This window comes from Butyricimonas sp. Marseille-P2440 (assembly GCF_900091675.1).
In the GTDB taxonomy this organism is placed as follows: domain Bacteria; phylum Bacteroidota; class Bacteroidia; order Bacteroidales; family Marinifilaceae; genus Butyricimonas; species Butyricimonas synergistica.
Genome location: NZ_LT594610.1, coordinates 1,303,538 through 1,317,232 on the forward strand (window position 1 = coordinate 1,303,538; position 13,695 = coordinate 1,317,232).

The following is a 13,695-nucleotide window of genomic DNA, read 5'->3' on the forward strand; positions in this document are numbered from 1 at the left end:
AATTATATGCTTTGGGGCTTTTTCTTTTTTATGCTGTTAGTTGTCACGTATTTCCACTTGAGAAACCAAAGTAATTTGAGTGTATATTCTACATCTGGAAGATTTACTCTTGCCTCCTTTATTCCTTACATGAATGCATATATATTCTCAGTATTACAAATCATTCCAATGATTTTTATTACTACGTCTGTTTTAAGCAAAGAAAAACGGATAAATACATTGGATACTATATATTATCGACCAGAAAGTAATATGGAATATGTTTGGGGAACAAGTCTGGGTATATTATTCATATTCTTAATAATGAGTATAGTGTCCTTATTTGTCGCTGTATTGATTCATTTGTTTGCAAGTGATGCCCCATTCTGTTTTTGGTATTATTTATTTTATTTTCTTACGATAGTTGTACCGGCAGTTGTTTTTACCTATGGTTTTTCTTTAGCTATTAATCATTTTATAGGTAATCAATTGCTTTGTATAACAATACTCTTAATCTATTTTATTGTCTCTATTTTTTATATAACCGATAGTCAGCAAGGACTATTTGACCCGATGGGAATAACGCTTCCTAGTGTTTGGTCGGAAATAACTGGTCATGCTAATTTGTTGGAATATTTACTTCAACGCGGATGTTGGTTTTTATTAGGATTAGGCTTTGTTCAATTGTCTGTTTTGAAGTTTGCACGGCTATCTAATAATCCGATGCAGCGGAAAACGTATGTTATCATGACACTTTCATTAATTTTCGGTGGTCTAATCTTAGGAATTTCTTTTCTTTCTATATACCAAAAGAAAAAAGAACTTCGACAAATGTATTTGGATTGCTATACTAAGTATTCGATAATTCCTAAAGCTACGATGTTATGTCAGAACATAAAATATGACCAGCAAAATCAACAGATGTTGGTGAATAGTAGGTTGACTGTAAAAAATCAAACAAAACAGAAACTAAAAGAAGTGATACTGTATTTGAATCCGGATCTGGAAGTGACCTCTCTGCAGGCTAATGGAAAGGATGTCACGTTTGACCGAGAGAATCAAATTATACGAATGCATTACTCTATCATACCTGAAGATACTTTAAATATTGATATATCTTACAAGGGTGAAATAGATGAAAATATTTGTTATTTAGATGTTGCTGATAATGTAGTATTTGATCTTAAAACACGTGGTTATATGGCATGCCATTTTGGGAAAAAGTATGCATTTTTGGGAAAGTCATTTACTTTGTTGACCCCTGAGGTTTTATGGTACCCAACAACAATTCCTCCAGTCAATCCAGTATCTCCATATATGATAGATAAAAACTATACGTACTATACGTTACAAGTTGTTGTTCGGGATGAAAAATCTGTTGTTTCACAAGGGAAGAAAAAGATATTCGGTGATCATGTTTATTTCGAGAATACAATTCCTCTGTCAGGTCTCTCTCTTTGTATTGGTGAATTTGAAACAAAGTCAATGTACATTGATTCTGTATATTGTGAGTTAAATGTTTTCAAAAGGAAGTATTCCTTATTGGACTCGTTTAAAGGTAAAAATTATAATAATGTGCTACTTCAAATTAAACATGATGCTGAAGCTAAAATGTATGCACCGTATCCTTACGAACACATTACATTTGTGGAAACACCCATATCGTTTACTTCATATTACAGAAATAATAAAGAGGGAAGTGAATACGTTCAACCGGAGTTGGTATATTTGCCCGAAAGAGGAACTGGAAAATTAACGAATGGTGATGCTAGAGAAGTATTACGGAATTTTGAAAGTTTAATCTTGGGGGAAAATGGGGATACTGGTAAATTCTCTTGGAAAGAACAATTTGGTCTTTTTAATTGGAATATGAGTAGTTTCCTTTCAAATTTCCAATTTCAGAATAATCCATATTGTTTATTGTCTATGTTCCAGGATAGTAGATCTTATTTTTATTCAAGTCAATATCCGATTTTGAATGCAATTATGAGGAATATAGTTAAACAGGAAGATTTCGAGATTGGTGGTACAGCTGAAATTAATGGCAGGGCAGAGGTTATCGCGATAGATATTCTAAATACTTGTAGTTTAGAAAAATTGTCATATACTAGGGATATTTCACCGCTCGTTATGCGTGAAATATTAAATCAAAAATCTAGGGAGATTTTAAGTATTTTCGATTATGAACAACTTTCTCGTGATACTATAAAATCATTTTTATTGGATTTTATGAACAAATATAAATTTCAATCTCTCGATTTCACGTTATTTGATAGTATATTTACAAATAAATACGGGATAGGATGGGGAAATAAGTTGTCTTCATGGTACGTAAATCAAGGGGTTCCTAAGTATTTGATAAAAAATTTTACGATAAAAAGAATTAAAACTTTAAATGATGAGGATTCGACTTCAACCTTAATACAGTTCATGATATATAATGATAGTAAGACAGATGGAACAATAACACTTACGTCTTCAGATAAGTCTTACGACGGAATTTTATATTTCATAAAATGGGGACATATTCAAAAACCATTTAATCAAAGTTTTAGAATTGAAGCCCAGTCCGGTAGAAAAATAGCATTGCTTGTTCATAAAAGCCAACGATATTTTAAATTACACACTAATTATTCTTTGAATTATCCTCGTTTCCTCACGGTAGGATGTAATGAACAGGAAGGAACATTAGACTATCAAGAATATTTCCAGGTAATTAATAAAAACGAGTTTCATAGTAATCCAAATGAAATTATTATAGATAATGAAGACCGGGGTTTTTCTATTATATATTCATCTCCGATTGTTAGATTGACTGATCATTTTCTATATGATTCAGGTTTTTCTAAGTATCAAAATCTTACTTCATATGTTTTTCTGAATGACCGTTGGCAATCATTACTTGAGGATTACTCTTATGGTGAATCTGTTAAAAGTGCTGTTCTTAGGTTATCTGGGAAAGGGAAATCAAGAGTAGAATGGTCTACCATATTAGAAAAAGCAGGAAGATATGAAATATATGCATATATTCCTAAAATGCTTTATAGTAAGGTATTAAGAACACAGGAATCGCAGAAAGTTAATATTGGAAATCAAATATATAGAGTGTATTTTCGAGATACGATTAAAGAAATTAATATAAATATTAATAATAATCAATATGGATGGTTTTCTCTCGGTTGCTATGAATGTAATGCGGGAGAAAATAAAGTTGCTCTAAGTGATGTAGGTATACCAAATCAAATTATGGTTGCAGACGCTGTAAAATGGGTATATTTAGGAACAAAATAAATGAAATGGTCGAGAGGATGCCTGATATAATGCATCCTCCCTTACAAATAAATATCAACTTATTTTAATAGAAAGTCCAAAACTAAGTACATTTGATCCAGTAAATGTATCTTTTATGTTTATTTTTAAAATACCACTAATTGGTGGATAGATTGTGCGGGCAGGTATCGTTAAATATATTGTATAGCCGTAACTAGGTATAAATACAGTAGTATTAGATTGAATATCTGTTATTGGAGTTATTCCTAGGGAAACTCCTTGCACTATAATGGAACTCTCCCCTTCTATACCATATATATATTGAGTCGGCCTGAATTTAATAGTTAAATAGTAGGTATTTCCTCTTTTCATTTGAAATATATATGGATCATCATTGGGTTCAATATTGACAACGTCTATTATTCCTTCTTGTGAACCGAAATCTGCAAATCTCATATCTACAGACATCACATTACATATACTTATAAATAATGCGACAATTATGAAAGTTAGTTTTTTCATGATGTACGAATTTTAAGTTAATACAAGAAATAATTTGCGCTATCTCTTTTTATTTCCTCCTTTCTGTAATGAGATATTTTTACAAAAATATAGCAAATAATTCAAATAAACCTAATATTATAGCTCCTTTTTTTAGGAATAGTGAAAATAGAATGTATGATTAGAATACATTAATCTTTTATCTTGTTTGCGTGACGATTCTTATGGCTGTCTTTTTCAAGGAGAAAGTGTCGCTCGTTAATACGATTGCCATTCTTTTGGCATTTTGTGGGCTGGGATTCTTGTATTTGGGAGATGTGGAACAGGCATTCTATTTTATCGGATGTGATTATAAAAAGTATGAGCCGAGTTAAAATAAAAAATGACAACTTTTAGTTGTCATTTCTTATTGCTTTTATCTGCGGTAATCCATTCGTTTTTTACCGAGAGGGATGCTGCATCCGATATAGGCGTTAGCACGGTTGGCATCGCCCGGAGCTTTCGTCATCAAGTAATCGGAACCGATGAATATAGGACCTAATTTCAGACCGATACCCACGGTTTTGAATTCACTGTGAAGGAATGAATAACTCAACGTGGCACCGAACCAGTTTCTCGGGCGGTAGTTCGCTGAAACCGTTAATTCCGAATATGATTTCGGGAGCGTGAATTGAGTGGAAGAGAGCACTCCGAAACCGAGTTTGTTGTTCAACAAGGTGATCTCTGCTCCCAAGTTCAAAGTAGAACGAAGGGTCGTTTTACGGCTTTTGGCTTCTCCTTCCTCGAATTGAATCAAATCGAGATCGAAGATGTCAGTATTACTAACATAGTTTTCGTAATCATCGGGATTGATGTTCTCGTAATCATCCGGATCAATGGAGCCCAAGATTTCACCATAGGTATGGGTGCCTTCGGTTGTGGCTATCGTGGTATGTGATTTCGACCAGTTGATGAAACCTAAATCGATGATAGCTGCCGAAACAGTCAGGTTGTTTAATATCTTGTAACTTGCCCCTAGATCAACACCAAAACCGAATCCGGAAATACCCGGAGTGTCGATATCGATATCGTTGATATAATTATGTTCCGAATCGAATTCGAGTTCCAAACCTTTCATGGATGCTTCCAGTTTTCCTTTCGTGGTGACTTCCCATTTTTGCATATCGTTGCCTGCATTCACGTAGATACGGTCGATTTTTGCGTCGAGGTTGCCTATTCCTACTAATACTTTAAAGCGTCCGCCAACAGATAATCTGTCTGTTACCGGGCGGGAGTAGCCCAAGCCGATTTCGGAGAAAACATCGGCGTGAAGTTCCATGTTTTTGATGTCATACACTTGCCCGAGATCTATTTCTGCATAACGGGCAAATTCAAACATCGTTTTTGGGATGGAAGCACTAATAATTGCTCTTGCCCCCAGGTTAACCGTCCAGAACCCTTTGCCGCTGTAAAAACCGAAAGAGAGAATGTCGGTCGTGAAGTCGATATTCATGGTGTTCTTGTTATCCAAGCGGTTCATGAATTTGTCGCTTTCCAGGAAACCATTTTTGTTTTCAATGATGTCGACGAAATCGTCGATGGTTAGTTTATTGGAAGAGATGGATAACCCCAATGCTCCAATTGCCGGGATATTAAAATAGCCTCTTGCCGGTTGTAAAGCCGGATTCATTTTAAGCCTTGCCGGAACGTTGTCCATAAAGTAAGAGGTACGGAGTCCTTGGGCATACCCATTCGTCATCCCTAAAACTGTCAGCAAGCCAACCACACAGGCTGCTTTCAGTAAGTTGATACTTTTTTTCATAAATCAGTGTCCTTTTAAATATACAATTTTGATATTTCTTGGTACAAAATTGAGGTTTTATTTTAGGATAGCCAAGGATTTTTATTGTTTTTTTGTGACGTTTTAGAGGAAATGGGGCGTATTTGTTGTTTCATTATTTGGAAGTAAAAATAATAAAGCCTATCTTTGCACTCGCAAAACAGGAAATTGTTTTGATTGTATTGCGGGATGGAGCAGTTGGTAGCTCGTTGGGCTCATAACCCAAAGGTCGTTCGTTCGAGTCGAGCTCCCGCTACAAAAAAAAGAGATTGAATTTTCAATCTCTTTTTTTATTCTAAAACAAGAAGAGTAGGGGATTGGTTCGGAACGTTGGCTTGATGTCCCAGTTGTTGCTCGCTACAAGCAAAAATTATTTTTACATGTGTAAAATGGAATGCAGGGATTTTTATCGATCTTTGTGCCCGTTAATTTTAAAATTGAGAATGAAATGAGGCAGTTGAAAGGAGTATTGTTAGCAATAATATCATCTTTCACTTTCGGGTTGATTCCTTTGTTTGCTCTCCCGGTGATGCGGGAAGGGGTGGGGTTAGATTCCGTGTTGTTTTACCGTTTTGCCCTATCGGCTGTTGCGGTGGGTATTGTTTTGTTGATTCGCGGGGTTGATTTTCGAGTATCTTTGAAGGAGTTGGGAACGCTTTTCGTGTTGGGTGGTGCTTATGCCTCCACGGCACTTTTTTTGACGGCTTCTTATTTGTACATTCCCAGCGGTGTCGCAACGACCATTCATTTCCTCTATCCGGTGTTAGTGACGGGTATTATGATCGCTTTCTTTAAAGATAAAATATCGTTGCCTGTGATTGTGGCGACGGGAATGGCTATACTGGGCGTTTGGCTTTTAAGCCGGGGGGAAGGACAGGGAGGCGTTAGTGTCAAAGGATTGCTGATGGTGCTGTCTACCGTGGTCACGTATGCCATCTATATCGTCGGGGTGAACAAATCGTGCGTTCATCAGATGGATGGTTTGAAAATGACCTTTTATATGTTGTTTGCCTGTACCGTGATCTTTTTGGTGAATCTATTGGTGAAAGAACAGGGACCCGAAGCGATGCCCTCTGTCAATGCTATCGTTCATTTGTTTTTGTTGGCATTAATTCCAACCTTGATTTCCGATTTGACGTTAATATTGGCAATACAGCACGTGGGATCGACCACGGCAGCCATTCTGGGGTGTATGGAACCCTTGACAGCCGTGAGCATGGGAGTCCTTTTCCTGGGAGAATATTTCGGTTTCAGCCAGTTGTTGGGTGTACTGATCGTGTTGGTCGCAGTATTTATCGTTATTTGGGCGAATACCCCGGGGCATTTCTCCATGAAGCGTTTGATTCCGGCATTTATAAGGATTAGAAAGTAAAACTAAGAATAGAATGATGATGAACTTGATAAGAATAACAGAACCCGGTGATCCCCGGTTGGAAAGACTGATTCCCCTTTACGAGGAAGCCTTTCCGGAATGTGAAAGAAGAGATATTCGGCAATTGAAACGGTTGATGCTCGAGAAACCCGAAATGTATTTCAATGCGATCGAATGTGACGGTGTGTTGGCTGGACTTTTTATCTATTGGGATTTACGTGATTTCTATTACCTGGAACATCTTGCCGTGTTTTCCCAGATGCGCAATTTGAAAGTGGGGCAACAAGTGCTGGACTACATTGCCGAACATTTAGGCGGTCTGCGTTTGCTTGAAGTGGAGCCGACGAATGACGAGATGACTATCCGTCGGGTGAATTACTATCGCCGGAATGGTTACGAGGTCCTCGATAAAACCTATATACAACCTTCCTACCGGGATGAAAGTGAGGCGGGTAATTTATGGATCATGGGAAACCATTCCACCGATCGTTTACAGGAATATATTGAGCGGATCAAGAATATGATTTACAGGGATCATTACAGGTAAAAAAAAAGGATCGATTTTATCGATCCTTTCTTTTGTAGCGGGAGCCTGACTCGAACAGACGACCTTTGGGTTATGAGCCCAACGAGCTACCAACTGCTCCATCCCGCAATGTTAGTCAAAACTATCTCTGTTTTGCGTGTGCAAAGATAGTATGTTTTTCTTATAGATGCAAGTATTTCCATCTTTTTTTAGAATAAATAAAATTAATGCGGGTAGGGTAGACATGAAAAAAGGAATAGTCGAAACTATTCCTTTTTAATATCGAGAGAGTTAGGCGTTATTTGCCTAACATTTCACATACCTCGTTGAACACGTGTTCTCCGGTAAACCCGAATTTCTCGTCGAGTACTTTAGCCGGGGCTGAGTATCCGAAGTGGTTTACGCCGTGGATGCGACCGTTGCAACCCACCAAACCTTCCAAGGTTGTGGACAATCCAGCTGTCAGACCGAATTTCGGTTTGTTTGCCGGGATCACTTGTTCCTGGTAAGCCTTGTCTTGGTGACGGAATAAACCTTCCGAGATCACGGAAACGACACGTGAAGTAATGCCTTTGCGTTCTTGCAGTAATTTAGCTCCTTCCACCAGAGTGGCAACTTCCGAACCGGAAGCGATCAATACCACGTCGGGATTCTCGGCTGTTGCGCATACCACGTAAGCGCCTCTCTCGGCTTGTAATGCCTCGGCGTAACGGTCAGTACCCGGAAGATCGGTGATGTTCTGGCGGGAAAGGATCAACGCGGTAGGAGTGGAGGTGTTCTCCATAGCCATCTTCCATGCTACTGAAGTTTCGGCAGCGTCAGCCGGACGCAATGCCAACAAACTCATCTTGCCGGAATGATTATCCATTTTTTCCATCAAGCGCAATTGAGCCTCGTGCTCTATCGGTTGGTGGGTAGGACCGTCTTCACCAACACGGAAAGCGTCGTGTGACCAAACGTATTTTACTGGTAATTCCATCAATGCCGCCAGACGTACTGCCGGTTTCATGTAATCCGAGAACACGAAGAACGTTCCGCACGCCACGAATATTCCACCGTGAAGGGCGATACCGTTGCAGATAACAGCCATCGTCAATTCGGCAACACCGGCTTGGAAGAATGCCCCGCTGAAATCACCTTTCACGAGGTCACGGGCACCACCTTTGATGAACCCGTCCGTTTTGTCGGAATTGCTCAAGTCGGCAGAAGAAACGATCATGTTTTCTACTTGCTTAGCCAAAGCCATCAACACGTCGGCAGAAGCTGCACGTGTGGCGATGTTCGGCTTGTGTTGGATTGTTTTATAATCAATCTCGGGAGCTTTCCCGGATAAGAACTTGTGCAATTTGGCTGCCAGTTCCGGGTTTGCTTTTTCCCAAGCGGCTTGCTCTGCTTTTTTCGCTTTGGCGTAAGCCCGTTTCTGGTCGAGTACCTTGGCGTAGAATTCGGCTACTTCCGGGAAGATCGTGAAAGGATTCTGGGGATCGCCACCCAAGTTCTCGATTGTCTTCTCGATAGAAGCACCCGCACCCGTCAAAGGTTGTCCGTGGGTAGACACTTTATCGGAGAAATCTTCCCCGTTCGGTCCCATGGCACCTTTACCCATCAAGGTCTTACCGATAATCAGCGTGGGACGTTCTTTCTCCTCGTTTGCGGCTTTCAAGGCACCGATAATCTCTTCGGCGTTGTTACCGTTGATCGTGAGCACGTTCCATCCCCAAGCCTTGTATTTGGCGGCAGTATTCTCGTGAGTTACTTCGTTTACACGGGTAGACAATTGCACTTCGTTGGCATCGTAAAACATAATGAGATTGGATAATCCCAGCGTTCCGGCAATACGTCCGGCACCTTGGGATATTTCTTCCTGGATACCCCCGTCAGAGATAAACGCGTAAGTCTTGTGAGCCATCCATTCCCCGAAACGGGCAACCAGGAAACGCTCCGCGATAGCGGCTCCGACAGCCATGGCATGACCTTGACCGAGAGGACCGGAAGTATTCTCTACGCCTCTTTTGGGATCGACTTCCGGGTGACCGGGAGTAACGCTTCCCCATTGGCGGAAGTTTTTCAGATCTTCCATGCTATACGTGCCGATCAGGCTCAACATGGAATACAACATCGGTGACATATGCCCCGGGTCAAGGAAGAACCGGTCACGGTTCGCCCAAGTCATATCGTCCGGATCGAAGTTCAAGAATTGAGAATACAACACGTTGATGTAATCAGCACCACCCATGGCACCACCCGGGTGACCAGATTTAGCTTTTTCAACCATAGAAGCTGAAAGAATACGGATATTATCCGCTGCTCGATTAAGGATTTTCTCCATGCCTATATTTTTTGATGATAATTTTTAATTTTCGGCAAAGGTATGTTTTTCCGTTGGGAATTCAAAGCGACAAAAACTGAAAAACCTTCTCTTGGTTAGGAGGGTATTTACCAGTTAACGTAAGGATTTCGGGAAAGCATTGCGTTGTAGTACTTCCGGTCGCCGGTCACTTCTTCGCCTAGCCATGCCGGACGGGAGAAGTTTTCGTTTTCATTTTTCAGTTCAATTTCAGCAATCACGAGCCCGTCGTTTTCCCCGTGAAATTCGTCCACCTCGAACAGATGCCCCTCGTGCCGGATCAAATAGCGGGTCTTGTCGATGATGCCCGGTTCGCAGAGTTGCAACAATTCTCTTGCTTCTTCTACCGGGATCTCCCTTTCCCACTCGTAGCGGCTGATTCCGGAAGCGTTTCCTTTCCCCTTGATCGTGATAAATCCTTTTTCTCCCTTGATCCTCACCCGAACCGTGCGTTGGGGTGAGGAAGAGAGATAACCTTGCGTGACACGGGTAGACACGTGTGATTCCGTCTTGAAATTGCCTTTCACCAGGAATTTGCGTTCTATTTCCAATGCCATCCTATAAATTTTTATCCTTGTACATATTTTCCCACCAGGCGGGTTCACCTTTCAGGTATTTGGCGAAGTAAGCCATGATGGTATTGCCCCAGATGATGCGTTGGTTGTAGTCAACCACGGCATGGTCGGCGTTCTTGATAAGTACCAGTTCGGCGTCTTTGCCCAAAAGTTTCAAGGCAGTGTAGAACTGGATGCTTTCGCCCGTGGGTACGTTCACGTCGGCAGTACCGTGCAACAATAGGATAGGGGTATTTACTTTGTCGGCATTGAACAGGGGACTCTGATCCACGTAAATGTCCTTGCGGTTCCACGGGAAGGAATGTCCCGAGGCATTCGTGCTGTAACTGTATCCCCAGTAACCTTCGCCCCAGTAACTGGAGATAGAGGAGATGCCGGCGTGCGAGATAGCGCAGGCAAAAATGTCCGTGCGTGTTTGCAGGTACATGGTGGTGAATCCCCCGTAGGAAGCACCCATACAACCCACCCGTTTCGGGTCGACAAAAGGATGGGCTTTCAAGAAAGCTTTCGTGCAAGCGATGATTTCGTCCGCGGTTGTTTTGCACCAGTTGTTTTGGTGGCGGGCAGAGAATTCTTGCCCGAACCCGGTGCTACCAGAGGGTTGCATCACGTACACAACATACCCGTTCGCCGCATACAGGTTGAAAGGCCATCTTCCGCCAAAGGTTCTTTCCACGGGGGAAGTCCCGCCGTAATAATACACGATCATCGGGTATTTCTTGTTCGGGTCAAAATCGGCGGGCAGATAATAGCGTCCGTCGATCGTGGTGCCTTTCTTGTAAACGTAATCCCAGTCTTTGACTTGTCCGAACACGATGTTTTGGTATTGTTCGCCTTGCGGGTTCGCCCATTCTTGTGCTTTAAGGTCGGTCAGGTCGAGCGTGTAAACCCGTGTCGGGTAGCTGGCGTCGGAAGCCGTGTACATGCCCGTGTTCCCGTTTTGGGCAAGGCTCAACCGTTGCACCAGGTCTCCCGGGCAGTTTATTCTCGTGATCTTGCCGTCTTGCCCGTAACGGAACAGATGGACGTAGTCCGTGTCTTCTGCCACGATGTAGATATTCCCGTCTTTGTGCCAAACGTAATTGGTCACGTTCGGGTTGAAATCTCTCGTGATAGGGGTTACTTCTTTGGTCTTCAGATCGTAAATAAACAGTTGGGTATCATACCCGTTGACGATTTGTCCTTTGGCGATATTTATCCCGGTCTTGCCGAAAGCATCGGCAGAACCGCTAATCAATAATTTGCTGTCATCCGGGGAGAACGAGCATTGTATACCTTGCAGGCGGTTTTCCCAAAGAGTATCCACCTCGAGAGTACGGGCATTCAGCAGGTAAACGGATTGTTTGCGATACGGGTACTCGTTATAATCCGGTTTTCCCGTGCTGACCAGGATATAGTCCCCATTGTGGCTGATGTCCATCATCGAGGTCGTCAGGTTGCCCCAAGTCATACGGGTATGTATGCCCGTGGCGAGGTCGTATTTGCACAGGAAATAGCGGTTGCGGTAATACGCCTGGCGGTCTTCTATGCCGTCCAGTTTGCGGAGTTCCCAATCCTTGTCACTATAATTTTCTGTTTTATAATATACTAGATAGGTGCGGTCTGGCGACCAGCTGTAAGAACTGATGTTCTGGTCGGCTTTGAACAGGCGTTCCTGTTTTTGATTTTCGATATCGTATGTATAGAGGGAATTTCCGTTTCCTTCTTTCAGCAAAAAGGAAAGTTTGTCTTGCCCGGGAATCCAAGTCAGGTTGGAAGCGTCGTTCCCGTAGAACGTGTAGACGATCTCCTTGTCTGCAAGGCGGTACACGTTGGTCATGCGGCTGCTTTTTCCCTTGATGATTTCGGCCTCCGCCATAAGCAGGTATTTCCCGCTGGGAGATATTTGTATTCTTTCCACCCGTTTGCCGTTCAGCACGTCCAGGATATTCTTTCCTCTTTCGGGGGAAAGGGTGAACGTGACGGGAGCTTCGGTGAAGTCTGCATTGGCAGTGTAGCTGGCAGAGAAAAGTTTGTTATTGTCCCCGTTGGCGAGGCTTTTCACGATAATCACGTGTTTGCCCGGTACCCATTCCAGCGGACAATCCCGTTTAACGGCTTCCGCACCGTTGTGTCCCGTGTAGGTGATTTTTTTCTCCCCGTCGACATACACTTCGGCATCGCCGTAGAAATTGAATTCCAATTTTCCACTCATCCACTGGGGATTGGCAGCATAGACAGCACTGATGACGATAGCCGGGGTGTTTCCCGCGTGATCGGTGGTGACGATGCCGTCGCTCACGGTCGCCTTTTGCCATGTCAGCGAATGGAATTGCAATTCCCGGGTGTCTACTTTCGGGTTAAAGTTCTCAATATTAAACACGGATGAAGTCAATAGTTGGGCGGACGTGAATGTTTTGCCTTCCACGTTCTTCATGTTCCCGAATGCAGGCATCTCGACAGGAACGGGCGGGAGCCCCATCCATTTCCCGATCGTCTGTGCCTGCAACTGGATCGAACAGACGATCATGAATAAAAAGATTAGCTTTCTCATTTTATTGTATTTGGTTATTTTAATCTCACACGTGCAAAAGTATGGAATATATTTTAATAACCATAACAAGATTTTTCAGAGAGATAAACGGGATATAAAAAATATTCTAAAAACGTGTGGAGGTGTTATTATATTCGCTAATTTTGTTCCTTCAAGAAATAGAAGATTGATAACATTTAAAATTGGGAAAAATGAAAATTATTGTATCTGTAATATTACTGGCATTTATAGCTATCAGTTGCGGTACGAACAAAAAGGTGTACGCACCGCCTTTTGAGGAAGGAGAAGAAACTGAAGCGGTTGTTGTAAAGGAGAACGCGCAAGCCACGACCCAAACAACACAAAAAACGGAAAACACGAAACCGGTTGTTTCAAGAGAAGAGAAGGTGACAATGACGCACGGGGATGTTTTGAAACGTTATAACGTGATCGTGGGGAGTTTTTCTAACGAAACCAATGCTATCAATTTGCGGAATAAATTGAACGGGATGGGATATACCAGCATCATCATGCGCAATGAAAATGGGATGAACCGGGTAAGCATTGCCGGATTTGATGAAGAGGCTCCTGCTCGTGCCGAGTTGCTGCGGGTTCGGGAGAAGTATCCGGAATACTCGGATGCATGGTTGTTGATTTCCAAGAAATAAGCAATTATCAGATATAAAAAAAGTCGCTGGAATCCCAGCGACTTTTTTTATTAGATTAGTTCAAACCCGACAACATCGGGATCATTGTCGTCTTTCTTCTTTTCTTTCTGCTCGTTTTCCTCGACT

At 41.9% G+C, this 13,695-nt stretch carries 10 protein-coding genes and 2 tRNA genes; 6 read left to right on the top strand and 6 right to left on the bottom strand.

The window, feature by feature from the left end:
* Positions 1–129 precede the first annotated feature (129 nt).
* On the top strand, positions 130–3,270 hold the full coding sequence (locus BN8899_RS16475; protein ID WP_148375498.1) for a golvesin C-terminal-like domain-containing protein: 3,141 nt from the start codon (positions 130–132) through the stop codon (positions 3,268–3,270).
* Positions 3,271–3,324: 54 nt separating this feature from the next.
* Here the strand turns inward: BN8899_RS16475 and BN8899_RS16480 are convergent, their stop codons facing one another.
* A complete protein-coding gene (locus BN8899_RS16480; RefSeq protein WP_065220218.1) occupies positions 3,325–3,771 on the bottom strand; it encodes an ML domain-containing protein in 447 nt (148 codons plus the stop codon).
* 203 nt (positions 3,772–3,974) lie between these two features.
* Between BN8899_RS16480 and BN8899_RS20840 the strand changes: the two genes are divergently transcribed.
* A complete protein-coding gene (locus BN8899_RS20840) occupies positions 3,975–4,124 on the top strand; it encodes a hypothetical protein (protein WP_187376935.1) in 150 nt (49 codons plus the stop codon).
* Positions 4,125–4,165: 41 nt separating this feature from the next.
* On the opposite strand, the gene BN8899_RS16485 is transcribed toward BN8899_RS20840, so the two are convergent.
* The gene (locus tag BN8899_RS16485) at positions 4,166–5,551 is read right to left on the bottom strand and encodes a DUF5723 family protein (protein WP_065220219.1); all 1,386 of its coding nucleotides are present in this window, start codon (positions 5,549–5,551) and stop codon (positions 4,166–4,168) included.
* A gap of 201 nt (positions 5,552–5,752) precedes the next feature.
* Here BN8899_RS16485 and BN8899_RS16490 point away from each other — a divergent pair.
* The 3 genes from BN8899_RS16490 (at position 5,753) to BN8899_RS16500 (ending at position 7,488) form a co-directional block, all read left to right on the top strand.
* A tRNA-Met gene (locus BN8899_RS16490) sits at positions 5,753–5,825 on the top strand.
* A gap of 192 nt (positions 5,826–6,017) precedes the next feature.
* Positions 6,018–6,941 (top strand): EamA family transporter, encoded by a 924-nt coding sequence (locus tag BN8899_RS16495; RefSeq protein ID WP_065220786.1) that lies wholly within the window; start codon positions 6,018–6,020, stop codon positions 6,939–6,941.
* Positions 6,942–6,957: 16 nt separating this feature from the next.
* The gene (locus BN8899_RS16500; protein WP_026207244.1) at positions 6,958–7,488 is read left to right on the top strand and encodes a GNAT family N-acetyltransferase; all 531 of its coding nucleotides are present in this window, start codon (positions 6,958–6,960) and stop codon (positions 7,486–7,488) included.
* Positions 7,489–7,523: 35 nt separating this feature from the next.
* On the opposite strand, the gene BN8899_RS16505 is transcribed toward BN8899_RS16500, so the two are convergent.
* The 4 genes from BN8899_RS16505 to BN8899_RS16520 form a co-directional block, all read right to left on the bottom strand.
* Positions 7,524–7,596: transfer RNA gene (locus tag BN8899_RS16505), tRNA-Met, on the bottom strand.
* A gap of 169 nt (positions 7,597–7,765) precedes the next feature.
* Positions 7,766–9,796 carry a transketolase family protein gene (locus tag BN8899_RS16510; protein WP_065220220.1) on the bottom strand — a complete coding sequence of 677 codons (2,031 nt, stop codon included), beginning with the start codon at positions 9,794–9,796 and terminating at the stop codon, positions 7,766–7,768.
* A 107-nt stretch (positions 9,797–9,903) separates the two neighbouring features.
* Positions 9,904–10,371 carry a CYTH domain-containing protein gene (locus BN8899_RS16515; protein WP_065220221.1) on the bottom strand — a complete coding sequence of 156 codons (468 nt, stop codon included), beginning with the start codon at positions 10,369–10,371 and terminating at the stop codon, positions 9,904–9,906.
* A gap of 1 nt (position 10,372) precedes the next feature.
* A complete protein-coding gene (locus BN8899_RS16520) occupies positions 10,373–12,922 on the bottom strand; it encodes a S9 family peptidase (RefSeq protein WP_065220222.1) in 2,550 nt (849 codons plus the stop codon).
* 191 nt (positions 12,923–13,113) lie between these two features.
* Between BN8899_RS16520 and BN8899_RS16525 the strand changes: the two genes are divergently transcribed.
* A complete protein-coding gene (locus tag BN8899_RS16525) occupies positions 13,114–13,569 on the top strand; it encodes an SPOR domain-containing protein (RefSeq protein ID WP_065220223.1) in 456 nt (151 codons plus the stop codon).
* Positions 13,570–13,695 lie beyond the last annotated feature (126 nt).

What these genes read in the sequence shown, in the direction of transcription:
- BN8899_RS16475 (WP_148375498.1), top strand. Translation starts at nt 130, where the DNA reads ATGAATGCATATATATTCTCAGTATTACAAATCATTCCAATGATTTTT.
- BN8899_RS16480 (WP_065220218.1), bottom strand. Translation starts at nt 3,771, where the DNA reads ATGAAAAAACTAACTTTCATAATTGTCGCATTATTTATAAGTATATGT.
- BN8899_RS20840 (WP_187376935.1), top strand. Translation starts at nt 3,975, where the DNA reads ATGGCTGTCTTTTTCAAGGAGAAAGTGTCGCTCGTTAATACGATTGCC.
- BN8899_RS16485 (WP_065220219.1), bottom strand. Translation starts at nt 5,551, where the DNA reads ATGAAAAAAAGTATCAACTTACTGAAAGCAGCCTGTGTGGTTGGCTTG.
- BN8899_RS16495 (WP_065220786.1), top strand. Translation starts at nt 6,018, where the DNA reads ATGAGGCAGTTGAAAGGAGTATTGTTAGCAATAATATCATCTTTCACT.
- BN8899_RS16500 (WP_026207244.1), top strand. Translation starts at nt 6,958, where the DNA reads ATGATGAACTTGATAAGAATAACAGAACCCGGTGATCCCCGGTTGGAA.
- BN8899_RS16510 (WP_065220220.1), bottom strand. Translation starts at nt 9,796, where the DNA reads ATGGAGAAAATCCTTAATCGAGCAGCGGATAATATCCGTATTCTTTCA.
- BN8899_RS16515 (WP_065220221.1), bottom strand. Translation starts at nt 10,371, where the DNA reads ATGGCATTGGAAATAGAACGCAAATTCCTGGTGAAAGGCAATTTCAAG.
- BN8899_RS16520 (WP_065220222.1), bottom strand. Translation starts at nt 12,922, where the DNA reads ATGAGAAAGCTAATCTTTTTATTCATGATCGTCTGTTCGATCCAGTTG.
- BN8899_RS16525 (WP_065220223.1), top strand. Translation starts at nt 13,114, where the DNA reads ATGAAAATTATTGTATCTGTAATATTACTGGCATTTATAGCTATCAGT.